The 16,692-nt window shown below is 65.8% G+C and carries 16 protein-coding genes; 9 read left to right on the top strand and 7 right to left on the bottom strand.

The genetic code is table 11. The features are described from left to right. The first annotated feature begins 6 nt into the window (after positions 1-6). The 3 genes from OG921_RS17110 (at position 7) to OG921_RS17120 (ending at position 2,882) form a co-directional block, all read left to right on the top strand. On the top strand, positions 7-813 hold the full coding sequence (locus OG921_RS17110; protein WP_266113690.1) for a thioesterase family protein: 807 nt from the start codon (positions 7-9) through the stop codon (positions 811-813). Between the two features lie 168 nt (positions 814-981). Next, entirely contained in the window at positions 982-1,506 is a 525-nt protein-coding gene (locus tag OG921_RS17115; protein WP_266113691.1) for a TetR/AcrR family transcriptional regulator, read from the top strand. Between the two features lie 8 nt (positions 1,507-1,514). After that, a complete protein-coding gene (locus OG921_RS17120) occupies positions 1,515-2,882 on the top strand; it encodes an FAD-binding oxidoreductase (protein WP_266113692.1) in 1,368 nt (455 codons plus the stop codon). Positions 2,883-2,901: 19 nt separating this feature from the next. Here OG921_RS17120 and OG921_RS17125 read toward each other — a convergent pair whose 3' ends face one another. Next, on the bottom strand, positions 2,902-3,093 hold the full coding sequence (locus tag OG921_RS17125; RefSeq protein WP_266113693.1) for a ferredoxin: 192 nt from the start codon (positions 3,091-3,093) through the stop codon (positions 2,902-2,904). Positions 3,094-3,297: 204 nt separating this feature from the next. Between OG921_RS17125 and OG921_RS17130 the strand changes: the two genes are divergently transcribed. Beyond that, positions 3,298-3,861, top strand: a complete 564-nt coding sequence (locus OG921_RS17130) for a TetR/AcrR family transcriptional regulator (RefSeq protein ID WP_266113694.1) — start codon at positions 3,298-3,300, stop codon at positions 3,859-3,861. A gap of 3 nt (positions 3,862-3,864) precedes the next feature. On the opposite strand, the gene OG921_RS17135 is transcribed toward OG921_RS17130, so the two are convergent. After that, on the bottom strand, positions 3,865-4,491 hold the full coding sequence (locus tag OG921_RS17135) for a nitroreductase family protein (RefSeq protein ID WP_266113695.1): 627 nt from the start codon (positions 4,489-4,491) through the stop codon (positions 3,865-3,867). Between the two features lie 136 nt (positions 4,492-4,627). Then, positions 4,628-5,275, bottom strand: coding sequence for a transglycosylase SLT domain-containing protein (locus OG921_RS17140; protein ID WP_266113696.1), 648 nt, complete (start codon positions 5,273-5,275; stop codon positions 4,628-4,630). A gap of 642 nt (positions 5,276-5,917) precedes the next feature. Here OG921_RS17140 and OG921_RS17145 point away from each other — a divergent pair. Then, entirely contained in the window at positions 5,918-6,880 is a 963-nt protein-coding gene (locus tag OG921_RS17145; protein ID WP_266113697.1) for an oxygenase MpaB family protein, read from the top strand. Positions 6,881-7,011: 131 nt separating this feature from the next. Beyond that, positions 7,012-8,304 (top strand): amidohydrolase family protein, encoded by a 1,293-nt coding sequence (locus OG921_RS17150; RefSeq protein ID WP_266113698.1) that lies wholly within the window; start codon positions 7,012-7,014, stop codon positions 8,302-8,304. A gap of 14 nt (positions 8,305-8,318) precedes the next feature. On the opposite strand, the gene OG921_RS17155 is transcribed toward OG921_RS17150, so the two are convergent. Next, positions 8,319-8,924: a TetR/AcrR family transcriptional regulator gene (locus tag OG921_RS17155; protein ID WP_266113699.1), complete on the bottom strand. Its 606-nt coding sequence runs from the start codon at positions 8,922-8,924 to the stop codon at positions 8,319-8,321. A 99-nt stretch (positions 8,925-9,023) separates the two neighbouring features. Between OG921_RS17155 and OG921_RS17160 the strand changes: the two genes are divergently transcribed. After that, positions 9,024-11,243, top strand: coding sequence for an MMPL family transporter (locus tag OG921_RS17160; protein WP_266113700.1), 2,220 nt, complete (start codon positions 9,024-9,026; stop codon positions 11,241-11,243). A gap of 132 nt (positions 11,244-11,375) precedes the next feature. Further along, the gene (locus OG921_RS17165) at positions 11,376-12,167 is read left to right on the top strand and encodes a lysophospholipid acyltransferase family protein (RefSeq protein ID WP_266113701.1); all 792 of its coding nucleotides are present in this window, start codon (positions 11,376-11,378) and stop codon (positions 12,165-12,167) included. 6 nt (positions 12,168-12,173) lie between these two features. Here the strand turns inward: OG921_RS17165 and OG921_RS17170 are convergent, their stop codons facing one another. The 3 genes from OG921_RS17170 to OG921_RS17180 all read right to left on the bottom strand — a co-directional run bounded on the left by OG921_RS17170 (position 12,174) and on the right by OG921_RS17180 (position 15,919). After that, positions 12,174-13,397, bottom strand: coding sequence for an alpha/beta hydrolase (locus OG921_RS17170; protein ID WP_266113702.1), 1,224 nt, complete (start codon positions 13,395-13,397; stop codon positions 12,174-12,176). A gap of 156 nt (positions 13,398-13,553) precedes the next feature. Further along, positions 13,554-14,651, bottom strand: coding sequence for an NAD(P)-dependent oxidoreductase (locus OG921_RS17175; protein ID WP_266113703.1), 1,098 nt, complete (start codon positions 14,649-14,651; stop codon positions 13,554-13,556). 53 nt (positions 14,652-14,704) lie between these two features. Continuing rightward, on the bottom strand, positions 14,705-15,919 hold the full coding sequence (locus tag OG921_RS17180) for a CaiB/BaiF CoA-transferase family protein (RefSeq protein ID WP_266113944.1): 1,215 nt from the start codon (positions 15,917-15,919) through the stop codon (positions 14,705-14,707). A 142-nt stretch (positions 15,920-16,061) separates the two neighbouring features. On the opposite strand from OG921_RS17180, the gene OG921_RS17185 reads away from it, so the two are divergent. Further along, on the top strand, positions 16,062-16,685 hold the full coding sequence (locus OG921_RS17185) for a TetR/AcrR family transcriptional regulator (RefSeq protein WP_266113704.1): 624 nt from the start codon (positions 16,062-16,064) through the stop codon (positions 16,683-16,685). Positions 16,686-16,692 lie beyond the last annotated feature (7 nt).

The raw sequence follows: 16,692 nt of genomic DNA on the forward strand, positions 1-16,692 counted from the left end.
TGGGCAGTGAGTGATTCGTACTACGAGCTGATCGACGCCGATGATCCGATCGGGGAGAAGTTCCGGGCGACCGACTTCACGATCAGCACCTGGACGGCGGCCATTCAGCACGGCGCGCCGCCGTCGGCACTGCTCGTGCGGGCGCTGGAGCGCTGTGCGGCGCGCGAGGACACCCGGCTGAGCCGGGTCGCGATCGACCTGCTCGGACCGGTTCCGGTCACCGACCAACTGTGGGTGCGGGCCGAGGTGGTCCGACCCGGGCGCCGGATCGAACTCCTCGTCGCGGAACTGCTCGCACCCGGCCCGGACGGAAACCCGCGCCCGGTCGCGCGGGCCACCGGCTGGCGCCTGCAGACCATCGACACCAGGGACGTTGTGTACGCCGCCGAAGCACCCCTGCCCCCGCTGTCGCAGGGCCGCAACCACAATCTCGGCGACAACTGGGACCGCAACTACGTGCACAGCCTGGACTGGCGCTGGCTGACCGAGCCGACCAGCGGCGGGGTCGGCGAATCGTGGCTCAAGCCGATCGTCGACCTCGTCAAGGGTGAGACGATGACGCCGCTGGAGCGGCTGTTCGCCGTCGCCGACGACGCCAACGGGATCGGGTCGAGCCTGGACATCCGGAAGTGGACGTTTCTCAACAATGACCTGGTGGTACATCTGCACCGCGTCCCGGAAACCGAATGGATCGGCATCCGCGCGGAGACCAACTACGGACCCGACGGAATCGGCACGACGGTCGGCACGCTGTTCGACGAACGAGGTGCGCTGGGCAGCATTGCTCAGTCGGTGCTCATGCGGCGCCGGTGACGTCGACCGGCACTACCATCATGACCTCGACGTAGATCCACACCTTCCGCGACGACACAGGAAAGCCGGGACACAGTGGCACCAAAACGAACGGGGACCGCCCCGGAGGCGCCACCTGACACGAGAGTCGAGCATTCGGTAAGCGAACCGGACACCGACGCCGTGCAGATGCACACCAGTCGACGCATCCTCGAAGCTACCTCCGAGGTACTGGTGCGAAGCGGAATCGGCAAGCTCAGCCTGTCGGATGTTGCTGCGCAGGCGGGGGTTTCACGTCCGACACTCTACCGCTGGTTCGCCTCGAAGGAAGAGCTGATCGACGCGTTCTCGCGCTACGAGACCGACAAGTTCGACAACGGCATCGCCGACGCGATCGCGGGCTTGCGCGGCACCGCGCGCCTCGACGCCGCGCTGCAGTTCATCGTCGATTTTCAGCGGTCCTATTCGGGGGTGCGGATGATCGATGTCGAGCCCGAGGCGGTCCTTTCCCGATTCACCTGGGTGCTGCCCATCATGCGCAGCCGGCTGGAGCGACTGCTGTCCGGACCCGACGCGTCGCTCGCGGCAGCGACCGCGACGCGGGTTGCGGTGTCGCACTATGTGGTACGCAGCGACGACGCCGACGAGTTTCTTGCCCAGCTGCGCCATGCCGTCGGTATCAGGTCGCGGTCCGGCAGCCGCCCGGCCCGCTGAACTCGTCGATGACCGAACTGACCCGGGCGTTCGTCGAGCAGTTGGCGGCGGCGGTCGGCGCCACGCATGTCAGCACCGATCCCCACGTCCTGCGCGGCCGCAGCGTCGACCACACCGGGCGCTACCACGGCAACGCAGGTGCACTGGTGCGCCCGGCGAGCGCCGCCGAGGCCGCCGACGTGGTGCGGCTGTGCGGTACGGCCCGCGTGCCGCTCACGGTGCAGGGTGGCCGGACGTCGCTGGTCGCCGGCACGGTTCCCGAGTACGGCGACGTGTTGCTGTCCACCGAGCGGCTGACGACGATCGGTCCGGTCGACCGCGCGGACCGCCGGGTCCGGGTCGGCGCCGGTGTCACCGCGGCGGCGCTGCAGCGCGTTGCGATCGAGGCCGGCCTGCTGTTCGGGGTGGATCTCGCATCCCGCGACAGCGCGACGGTCGGCGGGATGGCGTCGACCAATGCCGGCGGGCTGCGCACGGTTCGCTACGGAAACATGGCCGAGCAGATCCTCGGTATCGAGGTCGTCCTCCCGGATGGCACCTTGTTGCACAGGCATTCTCGGGTGCGCCGCGACAACACCGGCTACGACATGAGTGCGCTGTTCGTCGGCGCCGAAGGCACCTTGGGTGTCATCACCGCGCTCGATGTGCGGCTGCACCCGACGCCGGTACATCGGGCGGCGGCGGTGTGCGGGTTCGACGATCTGGCCGTGCTCGTCGATGCCGCCCGTCACCTGCGAGACCTGGATGCCATCGCGGCCCTCGAGTTGATCGATGCGAGCGCGTGCGCCGTCGCCGCGGCACATCTCGGGGTGCCCGCTCCGGTGCCCGGACGATGGGTGCTGCTGGTCGAACTCGCGGGCGAGGTGGATCAAACCGAAGGTCTCGCCGATGCCTTGGGCCACCTCGGTGTCGCCGAACGGGCCGCGGTCGGAATCGATCCGAGCGCGCGGCAACGGCTGTGGCAGGTGCGCGAGGCACACAACGAGATCCTCGGGGTCTACGGTCCACCGCTGAAGTTCGATGTGGCACTACCGCTTTCCGAGGTGGCGCGGTTCGCCGCCGAGGTCGAGCCGCTGCTGACGCGGCATTGCCCGGCGGCGATCCCGGTGCTGTTCGGTCATATCGCCGAAGGCAACCTGCACCTGAACCTGCTGCGCGCCGCGGTAGCCGGCGCCGCCGAGCGTGCGCTGCAGGAAGAGTTGATGGCCCTGATCGCGGGATGCGGCGGCAACGTCAGTTCCGAGCACGGCGTCGGCAGCCGCAAACGCGACTTCGTCGGATTGTCGCGTACCGCGGCGGATATCGCCGCGATGCGGACGGTCAAGGATGCATTCGACCCGCACCGCCTGGTCAACCGCGCGGTTCTGTTCGGCTAGCGTTACCGGCCTGCGAAGGTCAGTCCACGACCGCGATAGCCTGGCGCGGGCATTGCCGCACCGCGTCCGCGACCAGCTCTTCGTTGTCCGGCGTCACCTCGGGCGCGAGCACGTTCAGCTCATCGTCATCGTTGAGGTCGAACACGTCCGGGAGTATGCCCACACAGATGGCGTTGGCCTCGCACAGGCCATAGTCGACTTCGATTCGCACGGCAGTCCTCTCCTTGTGGTCCCCGTCGAGCGCTGGCCACAGGATTACATTTGTCGCGATTGTTGTAAAGCGCGGCCAACCGGCGAGATGGGCAGGACCGATTGCCGACCGAGATCGGACTATTACACTGCTTCCATTCGACAGCGAAGGAAACCCAACGCCGAGCAGCGCCGCCGCGATCTGTGCGACGCTGCCATCGAACTGTTGGCTGCCGACGGCGCACGGGGCCTGAGCCACCTCAAAGTAGATCGCAAGGCCGCGCTGCCGGATGGCACGACGTCGTTCTACTTCCGCACCCGCGAGGCACTGTTGCACGCTGTCGCCGCGCGGGTGGCCGAACTCGACCTCGCCGATCTGGCCTACGTGACCGGTGGCGTGTCAACGGCGCTGCTCGACGGCGGGGTGTCCACGCTCGCCACGGTCACGATGAGTTCGGCAGCGGAGCCCGGCTTGACCCGGACCAAGGCGCGCTACGAACTGCTGATGCACGCCAACCGTGACCCGGCGATGGCCGAGACGTTCCGGCAGACGATCGCGCAGATGACGGAGATGGGCCGGCTGTTCATCGTGGCGCTGCAACCGGCGGACGCCGCGGCCGATCGAGCGCTCATCGACGATCAGACCTTTGCGGTGCTGACCTTCATCAACGGCGTCCTGTTCAACTTCGCCCGCGGCGACCACACCGTCCGCAGTGCCGAACAGCTCGACCGGTTCATCTCGGCCATCGTGTCGGGTGTCGCGACCGAGACTCGCTCGCCCACTGCATAATTCCTACGCGGTCGAGGAAAAGTGATTCAGCCGCACCACATCGGCGAGCGGGCGGCGGCGAACCGGTCCGTGCCCGCCGCGCGGCCACCCGACTACGACGTGCCCGGCGAGCAACCAGTCATCGGGAATGCCGACGACTTCCCGCATCAGCGCTTCGCCGCCGTAGGAAGCCCAACTGGTCAGGCAGGCGCCCAGCCCCTGGGCACGGGCGGCGAGCAGAAAGTTCTGCATCGCCGGGAAGATCGACCCGCCGAGCAGCAGTTCGGAGGCAGTGGGAAAGCGCTTCTGTGCGAACAGAACCGAGGTGTGCTCACCCGCACGGTCATGCAATTCGTAGGTGGCGCGGTTGCTGCGGGCGCGGCGGCTGTTGTCGTCGTCGGCGGGTCGGCTCATCCCGTACACCGGTTCGATCACTTCGAGCGCATGCACGGCGCATTTGGCGACCACCGCACGAAGTTCGGGGGAATTGAGCACGATGAACCGCCACTCCTGGGCATTGGCTCCCGAGGGCGCCCAGGAGGCCGCCTGTAGGCAGCGCGTCAGCGTCGCATCGTCGACGGGCTCGTCGGTGAACCGCCGGATGGTCCGCGCGGTCGACATGACTTCCCAGACGTCGGTGCTTGCTGCCATGCGAATCCCCTTCGGCGCTCGGTGCTGTTGCCACCCGGCCGCCCACGCTATACCGCCGCGCGGACGCCGCAAAGGTGCCGAAACGGTGGCAGGGACCCGACCGCGTGGCCGAGTCCCTGCCGGTGGAGTTGAACGATCAGTACGCCGAGTTGACGTTGTCCATCGAGCCGTACCTGTGTGCGGCGTAGTTGCAGGCCGCGACGATGTTGGCAACCGGATCCCAGACGTCGAACGCGGTGCCGTCGATGTGGAAGGCCGCGAAGGTCGGATCGATGACCTGCAGCAGGCCCTTGGACGGGATACCGGCGGCGGCGTTCGAGTCGTACAGGTTGATCGCCCCCGGGTTGCCACTGGACTCCCGCAGGATGTTGCGGCGGATACCCTCGTAGCTGGCCGGAATGCCGTGCGCGTTGAGGATGTCCATCGCCTGATGAATCCAGCCGTCGAGGTTGTTCTCGTAAACCGGGGCGGGCGGCACGGGCGGCGCGGGCGGCGCGGGCGGCGCGGGCGGCGCGGGTGCCGGCGCGATCGCCGGGACGACGACGGGCGGCGCGGACGCCGGGAACGGCGCGGCTTGCGCGGCCGGGGCAGCGGTCGTTTCTGCGGCCACGTTAGCGGCCTGTGCGTACGGGGCGGGGTCGGCGGCGGAGATCGACCCGACGGTGGCAGCGACGACAACAGCGAGCGCGGCGGCGCCGGCGGTGAGGCCGACCGGACCGGGTGCGTCGTGGCGCAGCGACAAACGGGTCCGGACACCCTGGAACGACTTCGAAATTGCGGACATGGGGATCTGTTTCCTGATCGTGTCTCGGCCGGGCAGGCCGTAGCAGGACACGCGCGCACTCGCCACGAGCGCGGTAGCACTCGTTGACACGGCGTATTCGGCTATGGATGTAGATGAGCAATGGGGGAGGTGACTCCCCGGCGGCATGTTGCGACGTGGGCAACGGCAGGTTCGGTGACCGGCCAGTTGTTCGCTTTTATGCAGCCCCGGCGGCGATGACAGCCCCGGCTGTTGCAGCGAGCCCGAGCGTCGCCCATGCGGTGTAGGTCCGCATTCGTGGCTCGACTTTCTCGTACTTGCCAGACTTCGGTCTGTTCGTGACAGATCACAGATTGATATCTACGGGTGAACTAAAGGTAAACGGAGCCTGAGAGAATTCTGAGTAGGCCGGCAATTGATACTGCCAGCATTATCCGAAATACAGCGTGAGCTGGAGTTTTCCTATCTGAAACAATGGTGACCCGGTTCACAGAAGAAAATTTGACCAGATCTGTTTATTCGCCGTTCCGTGATCAATTCGAACGTTCCGCGAACGTTCGTGGCGGGCGAGAAAACCGAATCCAACGCCTCGCGATCATATCCACCGCCATTGCGACAGATTGATAGTATGTTGACTCCAACCTATCAACGGTGGGACCGGGCATGGCGAGTCGAGCAGCGACGCGAACTCCAGACGTCACAGCCGTGCGCCCGTGGGTCATCACCGAATTTCGCAAGCACACGGCGAGCGTCTTCGGTGGGCTCTTCGGCGGCGCAGCATTCGACCAGGTCGCCCTCCCCGCAGTGGCAGCGGCAGTCGATCGCACCGGGCGGTTTGCCGAGAACTTCAGCGACCGAGGTGTCCGCAGCGGATTCTCGGCCCTGCTGGCACTGTGGGGCGATCCAGCCGACCGCGCCGCCGAGGCGGAATCGCTCAAACAGCGGCACCGCGACGTGCACGGCCGGGGCAGCGGAGACTTCGAGGGCGTCCGCTACAGCGCTCTCGACCCGGAGAACTGGATCTGGATCGGGGTCAGCGGGATTCTGGTCGCACTCAACTCGTTCACCTTCTGCACCGGTATCACGATGCGCCCCGCCGAACGCGAGGCCGCGTACCAGGTGATGCGCGAGGCATTTGTCGGTATCGAACTACCCGGACGGTCCGGAAAGCTGCCGGCCACCTTCGCCGACGCCACCACCTACTACGACCGCATGGTCGAGACCAAGCTCGAACCCAATCCGTTCCTGATCGAACAGTTCGCCGGCCTCACCAAGCTTCCGTTGCCAACCCTGCTGCTGCCGAACGGCATGCGAATACTGTCGGCACCATTGTGGTTTGCGCTTCGACCCGCCGTCGGTCACGTCGTTCAGGTGTGCTCGTCCAAGGCGATGCATCCAGGCGTGCAGCGGCTCACCGGTTTTCGGCTCGAGCGGCGCCATGAGCTGGAGTTCCGCGTGTACTCCCGGGCGATGCAGCTGGGGTGGCGGGTACTCCCGGACCGGGTGCTGCTCGCCCCGCTGGCCTATAACCGGCTGCAGTACGAGAAGCTGGCCCGGTTCCACCGCAGGTACGCCCTGGAGTCCTTCGCGCCGCCCCGATCGGGCCGCTCGGACTGCCCGGTCTGAGTCCGGCCGACGCGCTCCCAGCCTTTACATAATCCGCAGCGAATGTCACGATTTTGAGACCCGGCTATCGGCAGCCCTGCGCATTCCGGCGGGCCCACTACGGGGTGCGCACCATCGGAAGGAATGCGCGCGTGAACAAAGACGACATGATCCTGATCAGCGTCGACGATCACATCATCGAGCCGCCCGACATGTTCAAGAACCACCTGCCGAGCAAGTACGCCGATGACGCGCCGCGGTTGGTGCACAACCCGGACGGCTCCGATACCTGGCAGTTCCGCGAGACGGTCATCCCGAACGTGGCACTGAACGCGGTCGCCGGCCGGCCGAAGGAGGAGTACGGCCTCGAGCCACAGGGGCTCGACGAGATCCGGCCCGGGTGCTGGGATCCGAACGAGCGGGTCAAGGACATGAGCGCCGGTGGCGTCCTCGCCACGATGAACTTCCCGTCGTTCCCGGGCTTTGCCGCCCGCCTGTTCGCCACCGACGACTCCGATTTCTCCCTGGCACTGGTGCAGGCCTACAACGACTGGCATATCGACGAGTGGTGCGCGTCGCACCCGGGGCGCTTCATTCCGATGGCCCTGCCGGTGATCTGGGACGCCGAGTTGTGCGCTCAGGAGGTGCGCCGGGTCTCGAAGAAGGGCGTGCATTCCCTCACCTTCACCGAAAACCCTGCCGCCCTTGGCTACCCGTCGTTTCACGACGACTACTGGACCCCGCTGTGGAAGGCTCTGGTCGACACCGACACCGTGATGAGCGTGCATATCGGCTCCTCGGGACGATTGTCGATCCCGGCGCCGGACTCGCCGATGGACGTGATGATCACCCTGCAGCCGATGAACATCGTGCAGGCCGCAGCGGATCTGTTGTGGTCCAAGCCGATCAAGGACTATCCAGACCTGAAGATCGCGCTGTCCGAGGGCGGGACCGGCTGGATCCCGTACTTCCTCGACCGGGTGGATCGCACCTACGAGATGCACTCCACCTGGACCAAGCAGGACTTCGGCGGTAAGAAGCCCTCCGAGGTGTTCCGCGAGCACTTCCTGACCTGCTTCATCTCCGACCCGATCGGCGTGAAGGATCGCTACGACATCGGCGTGGACAACATCTGTTGGGAAATGGACTACCCGCACAGCGATTCGATGTGGCCCGGCGCGCCGGAGCAGTTGCACGCGGTCTTCGATACCTACAACGTGCCCGACGACGAGATCAACAAGATGACGCACGAGAACGCGATGCGCTGGTACTCGTTCGACCCGTTCAAGGATGTGCCCAAGGAGCAGGCCACGGTGGGCGCGTTACGCAAGTCCGCGGAAGGACACGACGTTTCCATTCAGGCCCTGTCGCACCGGGAGAAGAGCGGCACCAGCTTCGCCGAGTTCGCGGCCAGTGCGAAGGCGGTTGCCGGCGCACAGGACTGATCGAGGACACACAATCAGGGTGCGACCATCCCGTGCAGCGAAGTGGCGACGAATTGCTCGAGGATCGGGGTACGTAGTGACTTGTCCTCCGAAATCGTGATCAGCAGGGCGTACAGGCCGAGCAGGAAGAAAACGCCGAGGTTGAACGAGTCGGTCCTGCCGTTCGTTTCGCCACGCTGACAGGCGCGCTCGATCTCGTCGACTACCGCGACAAGCACGGGATGGTCGGCCCACTCCTCCGCAGGTGGGCGGCTGGTCGAGAAATGGAGCGCCAGAAAGTCTCTGAACAACCTGCTGCCGAGCCGCCGTTCCACGCTTTCCACAACGGCGACCGTCTCGTTCAGCACGGCCTCGAGGTCGTCGGACCCCGTCAGCGACTTCGCCAGCTCCGCGGCCATCCGCACCTCTTCCCGCCGTTCGAGCTCGAGCAGGACGTGCTCTTTCGTGGGGAAGTGGAAGTAGAAGGTGCCGTGTGCGACACCGGCCGCCGAGACGATTTCGCGCACGTCGGCCTCCGCGATGCCGACGCGGGTGAATTCGGCGACTGCGGCATCGAAGAGTCGCTCGCGCGTCTGCTGACGCTTGACCTCCCGCTGGGTGGCCCTCTCTCTGACTGTCATCGACAACCTTTCTACCATTCAGAGTAGCCCACTGATATCCGTCATTGACTTTTGTCAGAGATTCGATTACAACTCTCGACATGGAGAAGATGTAGGCCCGTGGCGAGGTTCCTCTATCGAGTCGGTCATTACGCGTTTCGGCACCGGCTGGCAGTGATCGGGTTGTGGGTCGCGCTGCTGATCGCCGCCGGCTCCCTGACCCTCGCGGCCAAGCCCTTCGTCACCGACTACTCCGTGCCGGGCACCGGGAGTGCAACCGCACAACAGATTCTCGACGACAAGTTCCCGGAGTTGCGTGGGAGTGGCGACACCGCTACCGCGCGGGTCCTCGTGCACGCGCCGGCGGGGACCACGCTCGACGATCCGGTCAACTCGGCGCGCATCGACGCGCTGGTGAACGAACTCCGTGGCGTCGATCGGCTCGCGGCACCCGAGCGGCTGCTGAACCCGGTAGCCATACCGCTGCTCACCCACCAGGTCAGCGCCGATCGCACAATCGCCTATCTTCCGCTCACCTGGAACGCGAAATTCGACGACATCGACAAGTCCGACCTCGCGGCGTTCCGTGAGGTGCTTGCGCACAGCGCGACCAACGGACTGCCTGCCGAAGCGACCGGCACGTTGTACAACGGGCAACGCGCCGACGGCGCCACGGCCGAGGGGATCGGATTCGGCGTCGCGCTGATCGTGATGATCATCGCGTTCGCCTCCGTTGTCGCGGCGGTGCTGCCGATCGTGACGGCACTGTTCGGCATCGGCGTCACCGTCTTGCTGCTGACCGGCGCGACGGCCCTGTTCCAGATGGATGCCTCCTCGATCCTGCTGGCGACGATGATCGGCATCGCCGTCTCGATCGACTATTCGCTGTTCATTGTGTCGCGCTATCGCGACGAGCTGACTCGGACCGACGACCTGAGCCTGGCCGCCGCGCGGGCGGGCGGCACAGCGGGGACGTCCGTCGTCTTTGCCGGGTCGACCGTGTTCATTGCGCTCGTCGGACTGCGTGTGGTGGGCAATCCGATGATGACCATGCTCGGCGTCACCGCCGCAGTGGCAGTGGTAATCGCGGTGTTGGCCGCGATCACATTGCTACCGGCGCTGCTCGGCCTGCTCGGCCGGCGCGCGTTCGCGCTGCGCATCCCGGGCCTGCACGCGAGCGATATGTCGCAGGACAAGCCGAACAATGGCAGTCGTTGGGCGCGTTGGGTTCTCGCGCACCCGATCGTCTCGCTGGCCGTCCCGGTCGCAATGTTGGCGATCATCGCGTTGCCTGCCCTCGACCTCGAGGTCGGTTTGGATGTGGCGAGCGCCGACCAGCGGACCGCAATCGCCTGGCTGGATGAGGGTTTCGGCCCGGGACTGCGCGGACCGCTCGTCGTCGCGGTGGACGCGGGCGGTGCAGCGCAACCCACCTCCGTGTACCAGGAGCTGGCGAATGATGTTGCGGCGCTCCCCGATGTCGGCATGGTCGCGCCACCGCAGGTCAATGCAGACAAAACTGGTGCGCTGATCTACGTCGTGCCCGCGAGCGGCCCGGCCGAAGTGCCGACCCGCGATCTCGTGCACGCCATCCGCGCCCTGGATCCGGGCACGGGCATCACTGTCGGCGTCGCCGGCGAGACGGCGATACTCGTGGACCTCGGCGACGTGATCCACAAGGCTCTGCTGCCCTATCTCGCGCTCGTGGTGGGGATGAGCTTCCTCGTGCTGATGCTGGTATTCCGCTCGCTGCTGGTCCCGCTGATCGCGACCGTCGGTTTCATGCTGTCGATCGCGGCAACATTCGGCATCACGGTCGCCGTCTTCCAACAGGGGTGGTTCGGCGTCATCGAACATCCGAAACCATTGGCCAGCATCGTGCCGGTCTACCTCATCGCGATCGTGTTCGGCCTCACCCAGGACTACCAGATCTTCCTCGGCACCCGCATGCGTGAGGAGTACGTGCGCGGACCACAGACGAGCGAAAGTGCAAGAGCCGCAATCGTGGTGGGCTTCCACCATGGCGCGCGCGTGGTCTGCTCGGCTGCACTGGTGATGATCTCGGTGTTCGCCGCGTTCATGATGCTGCCCGATACCACCACCAAGACAATGGGTTTCGCGCTGTCCGCAGCGATTATTTTCGATGCGTTCCTCGTGCGGTTGACCATCGTCCCGGCGTTGATGGGCCTGGTCGGCAAGCATGCGTGGTATCTGCCGGGCTGGCTCGACCGCGTGCTACCGAACGTCGATATCGAGGGCGTCCGCCTCGACGAGCTGCCCAATGAAGCAGCGGGTTCGACCGCAATGCAGGACGAGCCAAGCGACGTGGGAGTTCGTTAAGGGCTTGGCACGTAAGACGGTGGTGCGGGGAGTCGCTTCCGCCGAGTAGATCCGCCGCATTCGGCGGTTGCAACGCGCCGTTTTGGGTACAGCGTGTAGACAGCCGAGGACGTCTGTAGCGAGAGGACAGGAATGACTGCTCCGGAGATACGCCTGTGGGATCCCGTAGTCACCCAGCAGATGAAGTACTGGGCGGGCCCGGTGGTCAAGCGGTGGTTCCGCTCGGAGGTGCGGGGGCTGGAGAAGATCCCCGCCGAGGGTGGCGCGTTGGTGGTGTCCAATCACTCGGGCGGGATGCTGACACCGGACGTGCTCGTGTTCGCACCGGAGTTCTATGAACACTTCGGCTACGATCGCCCGCTTTACACGCTTGCGCACTACGGCGTTCTGCTCGGACCCACGTCCTCCTTGTTTCACCGCCTCGGCGTGATTCACGCGAGCCGCGACAACGCTTCCGCGGCACTGCGTAGCGGCGCCGTCGTGCTGGTATTTCCCGGCGGCGATTACGACTCGTACCGGCCCACGTTCACGGCCAACACCATCGATTTCGACGGCCGGACGGGCTATGTGCGGACGGCACTGGAAGCCGGCGCGCCGATCGTGCCGACCGTGTCGATCGGCGGGCAGGAGAGCCAACTCTTCTTGACCCGGGGCAACTGGCTGGCGAAGCAATTGCGCCTGACCAAGGCCAGGATGAACATCCTGCCGGTCAGCGTGGGCTTTCCGTTCGGGCTCAGCATGCTGATCCCGCTGAACATGCCGCTACCGACCAAGATCACTGTCGAGGTGCTCGACCCGATCGACGTCGTCGAGCAGTTCGGACCCGACCCCGATATCGACAAGGTCGACCGACACGTGCGTTCCGTTATGCAGGACGCGCTGGATCGACTCTCCGACGCTCGGCGGTTCCCCGTAATCGGGTGAGCCCGCTCAGCTCACTTCACCGGCGTTCGAAAGGCGTCGATTACGCGCAATGCTGTTGAGGAACAACCCGATTGCCGTGTTCACCGCACCGGTGCGGGGGCCGTCGGTGAGGTCGAATCCGTGCCCAGCGCCGGGGAGTTCGACATAGCTCACCTGGCTGCTCGAAACCGAACGCAACTTCTCGGCGAAGGCGCGCGCCTCACCGACCGGGATCAGGCCGTCCCGACTGCCGTGCACCACGAGGAACGGCGGGGCGTCGGAGTTGATCCGGGTGATTGGTGAGGCGTCGCGGTAGAGATCGGGATAGCGCGACTGCGAGCGCTTCACGACGACGCGCTCGAGGAACCGCATGAATCGCACCCGCTCGACCGTCGACCGATCCACCCAGTCGTATCGTCCGTACAGACTGACGACGGCGTCCACCGAGGTGTCGGAGTCCGCGGGCAATTCGCGCTGCCACTGCGGATCGTTCGGCGTCAGCCCCGCAAGGGACGCCAGGTGCCCGCCCGCCGAACAGCCGGCGATGGCGACGAAATCCGGATCACCGCCGTACTTGGCGACGTTGGCGCGCGCCCATGCGATCGCCGCCTTCACGTCCTCGATATGGCGGGGCCAGCGATGCTGCGGACTCGTTCGGTACTGCATGCCCAGGCAGATCCAGCCCTGCTCGGCGAGGTGTGACATCAGCGCATGCCCCTGCAGGATCCGGCTCCCGACAACCCACGCGCCACCGGGCACGTAGAGCAGCACCGGCGCCGGCTTGATCGGCAGTCGTTCGCGGCGCCAGACGTCGAGCAGTTGGTACGGGTTGTCGCCGTAGGAGACGGCGGTGCGGTAGACGTACCGACGCTGCCCCGCGGCCTCCCGGAACGGCGCCTTGGGGTTGGGTACCGGCCATGGCTGGGCGAGTTCGTCGGGAGCGACGATGCCCTGTAGTGCCGCAATCGCCAGGTCGGACGCCTGCGCGCGTTCATCCCGCCGCCGATCGGCGCTGTCCGCGCCCTTCCGGTCCCGCGCTCGCATGGACAGCGTGTCCGGCAGATAGCGCGCGCCCCAGACACCGAGTGCCGCGATCCCGCCGAGCGGCGCGAGGGTGCGGCCGATGACGGGAATGGCCGATGGTGCCGCGCTGAGCTCGATCAGATAATCCGCGGGCCGGGCCTTTCTGACCCACTTGGCATAGGAGCGCACGCCTGACCTGCGCTTAGGCTCGGCAGAATCACTGCTCATAGCTACTCCGACGTTGGAGGGGGCTGCTTGCGGGTCACAGACTTGCCACAATATACGTGAAGTGTCCAACTATGCACGTGGGGTGGCATGCCACTCGCGTAACGATTCGCGGTCGTCACAGTCTCGGCGCCGGCTAGCGGCCGTTGTGCGGTGTGGCTAGAAGTCGGTGGGCGCGAGCACGTCCGGGCCGAACTTCCTGCCGATCAACTCCCATGGGTCGGCGTACTTGCCACGCTTCTCGATCCGTCGCTGGACCGCGAGCGCGAGGCGCATACCCGGACGCAATACCGGGCCGAGGACCTGCAGGACCGGGCGGAGGCGCCCTTGCGACTCGGTGATCAAGCGCACCGTTTCCGGCCAGGTGTAGCGCTGAAAATCCAGTAGCGCTTGGGACTCGGTGGTATCGAACCAGCCGGTGAAACTCCAGCCGCGGTCGTCGTCCGGATCGCCCGGCAGGCTCGCCGACGGACCGAGCCGCCCGATGCCGAGTGCGGTCATCATGTCGTCCTCTAGGTCCCGGTTCAGGTGCCGATGCGACTCGTCACCGGCGATGAGCAGCACCTTGCCGTTGACGCTGTCCGCGCGGTCGACGGCATTGGCGAAGGCCAGCGCCACATCACGGGCATCGACGGTATGGATGCGATTGTCCCGGGGCATCGAACGCACGAGAACCAGATGGCCGGAGTCGGCGGTGGCCAGGCCGTCCGGCGAAATGACCCCGGCCAGTCGGAGCACGGCATAGGGCAGTCCGCTGTCCCGGATGACCCCCTCCGCGAGCACCTTGTCCTCGCCATATTGGTCGATGGGATTGGGCGGGGTCTGTGGGGTGATCAGCTCGGGATACTTGTACGGATTCCGGGACCCGTACACGGCGGCACTCGAGGCCAGCAACAGCAACGGAGCCTCGTCCAGTGTCTGCGCGGCTTTCACGATGTTCTCGGTGCCGGTCACGTTGATCTTGCGGGCCAGTCGCGGGTTGCGGTACGAGGCCGGCGAGAACATCCCCGCCAGGTGCACGATCGCCTGCGGCTTGTGCTCGGTGACCATGGCCCGGATTTCTTCGGCGTCGAGCAGGTCGGCATACGCCGTGATCAGGCGACCCGGATGCCCCTGCCCGGCAAGTTCTTCCGCAGCGGCGGCGGAGGTGTCGTTGCGCAGGTCCGAGGCGATGACGGTGCGGCCGCGACTGAGCAGAATTTCGGTGCAGCGCTTACCGATTTGTCCGAATGCACCGGTGACGAGGACAGGATCCATGCCCTGAACGTACTGTCCGGGCGACGGTATGGCTATCGGGTGAGGTGCCCGGGCTACGCGATCGCTCCGGACTCCTTCAACTCCGATATGCGGTCCCAGTCGACACCGAGTTCCAGCAGCACCAGCTCGGTGTGCTCGGACGCCTGCGGAGCACGCGTCGTTTCCAGCGGCTCGTGGTTGAACTGCACCGGGCCGCGCACCACCTTGAACGGTTTGCCGCCGTCGCCGGCCTCGACTTCCACGATCATGTCGTTGGCGATCGCCTGCTCGTCGGTCGCCAGATCCACCAGGCTCTGGAACGGCGCCCACTGGCCGCGCATCGTCTTGAGGTGCTGGCGCCAATACTCGAACGGCTTGCTACGGATCGCTTCCGTGATGAGCTTTACTGCGGCGTCGGCGTTTTCGATCAGCGGCAGCACATCGGCGAAACGTGGATCGTCGGCCGCGTCGGACAGTCCGAGATGCTCGAACGCGTCGCGAATGTAGCCGGTCGGGCTCACGATGCACAGGTTGATGGTGCCGCCGTCGGAGGTCTCATAGTTGCCCATGAACGGATTGACCGATGGCCTGGTCGAATTCGGCATCAGTGAGCGCATCGTCTCACCGGTTTCCATCCCCTGCGTGACGCTCGCGCCTGCCGCCCACCACGCGGTGCTGAGCAGGGACACATCGAGCTCGATGGCCTCGCCGGTGCGTTCACGGTGGAACAGGGCTGCGGAGATCCCGCCCGCGATATTCATCCCGCCGATCGAGTCACCGAATGCCGGAATGCCCTGCGACAGTGCACCACCCATTTCCTCGGGCGTCAGAGCGTGGCCCACCCCGCTGCGCGTCCAGAATGCGGTGCCGTCGAACCCACCGGTTGTCCGCTCCGGCCCCTTGTCCCCGTACGCGCTACCGCGGGCATAGATGATGTTCGGATTCACCGCACGAATGTGCTCGACGTCGAACTTGTTCTTTTGACGTTGGCCGGGCAAGTAGTTGGTCAGGAATACGTCCGCCGTCTTGGCGATCTCGTAGAGCATCTCCTGGCCACCCGGGGTGGACACGTCGATCCCGACGCTGCGCTTGCCGCGGTTGGGATGCTCGATCAGCGGATGCCGGTCGGGGTCGAGGTGGAACCCACCCATGTTGATGAAGCCCCGCTGGGTGTCACCGCGCTCCGGATGCTCGATCTTGATGACGTCGGCACCCCAGTCGGCGAGGATTGCTCCCGCCGCGGGCACGAACGTGAACTGGGCGACTTCGAGGACACGAACGCCCTGCATCACTTTGGTCATCCGCCATACCTTTCCGACAGCAATAGTGCTGCTTACCGTACACGCAACGGTATCCAGCACACTGCCGCAGCGGGAAGCGTGGGCTTCAATAGATTTGGCATGTGCTGACCGATCGGTCTAATATCTGACCATGCGGTCAGACAGCTCGACCTTCACCGAGCACGCCCGACGCGCGCAGATCGTCGCGGGGGCAATGCGGGTGATCGCCGAGGGTGGCTACGCCCAGGCGTCGGTCGCCAGGATTGCCGACCACATCGGAGTGGCGAAAAGTGTTGTGCTCTATCACTTCAAAACCAAGAACGACATCATCGAAGCGGTCGTGGGGGCGGTGTTCGGCACCGCGGCCGCGCAGATGGCGCCCGCCATCGCCGCGGCAACCTCGCCGGCGGACAGGCTGGCGGCATACATCCGCTCGAATGTCGCGTTCATCAACCAAAACCCGGTCGCGGCCACCGCCATGCTGGAGATCGTCACGGGGTTTCGCACGGCGGACGGTTTGCGTTTGGACCAGGCCGCGACGGCCGCACCCCCGCCCGAGGCGGTCGAGTTGGTGGCGCTGGATCCGGAGTCGATCTTCGCCGACGGTGTGCGCAGCGGACAGTTCCGACCAATGTCGCCGGTATTCATGAAGAACGCTCTTCGCGCCGCCCTCGACGGCGCCGTGTGGGAGCTGGCCCGCGACCCCGGCTACGACGTCCTCGGCTACGGCGAGGAACTGGTGACCACGTTCGATCTGGCGACACGTTCGTCATAGCCACCTG

Origin of the sequence: Aldersonia sp. NBC_00410 (genome assembly GCF_026342035.1) — a bacterium.
Classification (GTDB): Bacteria; Actinomycetota; Actinomycetes; order Mycobacteriales; family Mycobacteriaceae; genus Aldersonia.

What these genes read in the sequence shown, in the direction of transcription:
- OG921_RS17140 (WP_266113696.1), bottom strand. Translation starts at nt 5,275, where the DNA reads ATGTCCGCAATTTCGAAGTCGTTCCAGGGTGTCCGGACCCGTTTGTCG.
- OG921_RS17135 (WP_266113695.1), bottom strand. Translation starts at nt 4,491, where the DNA reads ATGGCAGCAAGCACCGACGTCTGGGAAGTCATGTCGACCGCGCGGACC.
- OG921_RS17180 (WP_266113944.1), bottom strand. Translation starts at nt 15,919, where the DNA reads ATGCAGGGCGTTCGTGTCCTCGAAGTCGCCCAGTTCACGTTCGTGCCC.
- OG921_RS17145 (WP_266113697.1), top strand. Translation starts at nt 5,918, where the DNA reads ATGGCGAGTCGAGCAGCGACGCGAACTCCAGACGTCACAGCCGTGCGC.
- OG921_RS17120 (WP_266113692.1), top strand. Translation starts at nt 1,515, where the DNA reads ATGACCGAACTGACCCGGGCGTTCGTCGAGCAGTTGGCGGCGGCGGTC.
- OG921_RS17115 (WP_266113691.1), top strand. Translation starts at nt 982, where the DNA reads ATGCACACCAGTCGACGCATCCTCGAAGCTACCTCCGAGGTACTGGTG.
- OG921_RS17155 (WP_266113699.1), bottom strand. Translation starts at nt 8,924, where the DNA reads ATGACAGTCAGAGAGAGGGCCACCCAGCGGGAGGTCAAGCGTCAGCAG.
- OG921_RS17185 (WP_266113704.1), top strand. Translation starts at nt 16,062, where the DNA reads ATGCGGTCAGACAGCTCGACCTTCACCGAGCACGCCCGACGCGCGCAG.
- OG921_RS17175 (WP_266113703.1), bottom strand. Translation starts at nt 14,651, where the DNA reads ATGGATCCTGTCCTCGTCACCGGTGCATTCGGACAAATCGGTAAGCGC.
- OG921_RS17165 (WP_266113701.1), top strand. Translation starts at nt 11,376, where the DNA reads ATGACTGCTCCGGAGATACGCCTGTGGGATCCCGTAGTCACCCAGCAG.
- OG921_RS17170 (WP_266113702.1), bottom strand. Translation starts at nt 13,397, where the DNA reads ATGAGCAGTGATTCTGCCGAGCCTAAGCGCAGGTCAGGCGTGCGCTCC.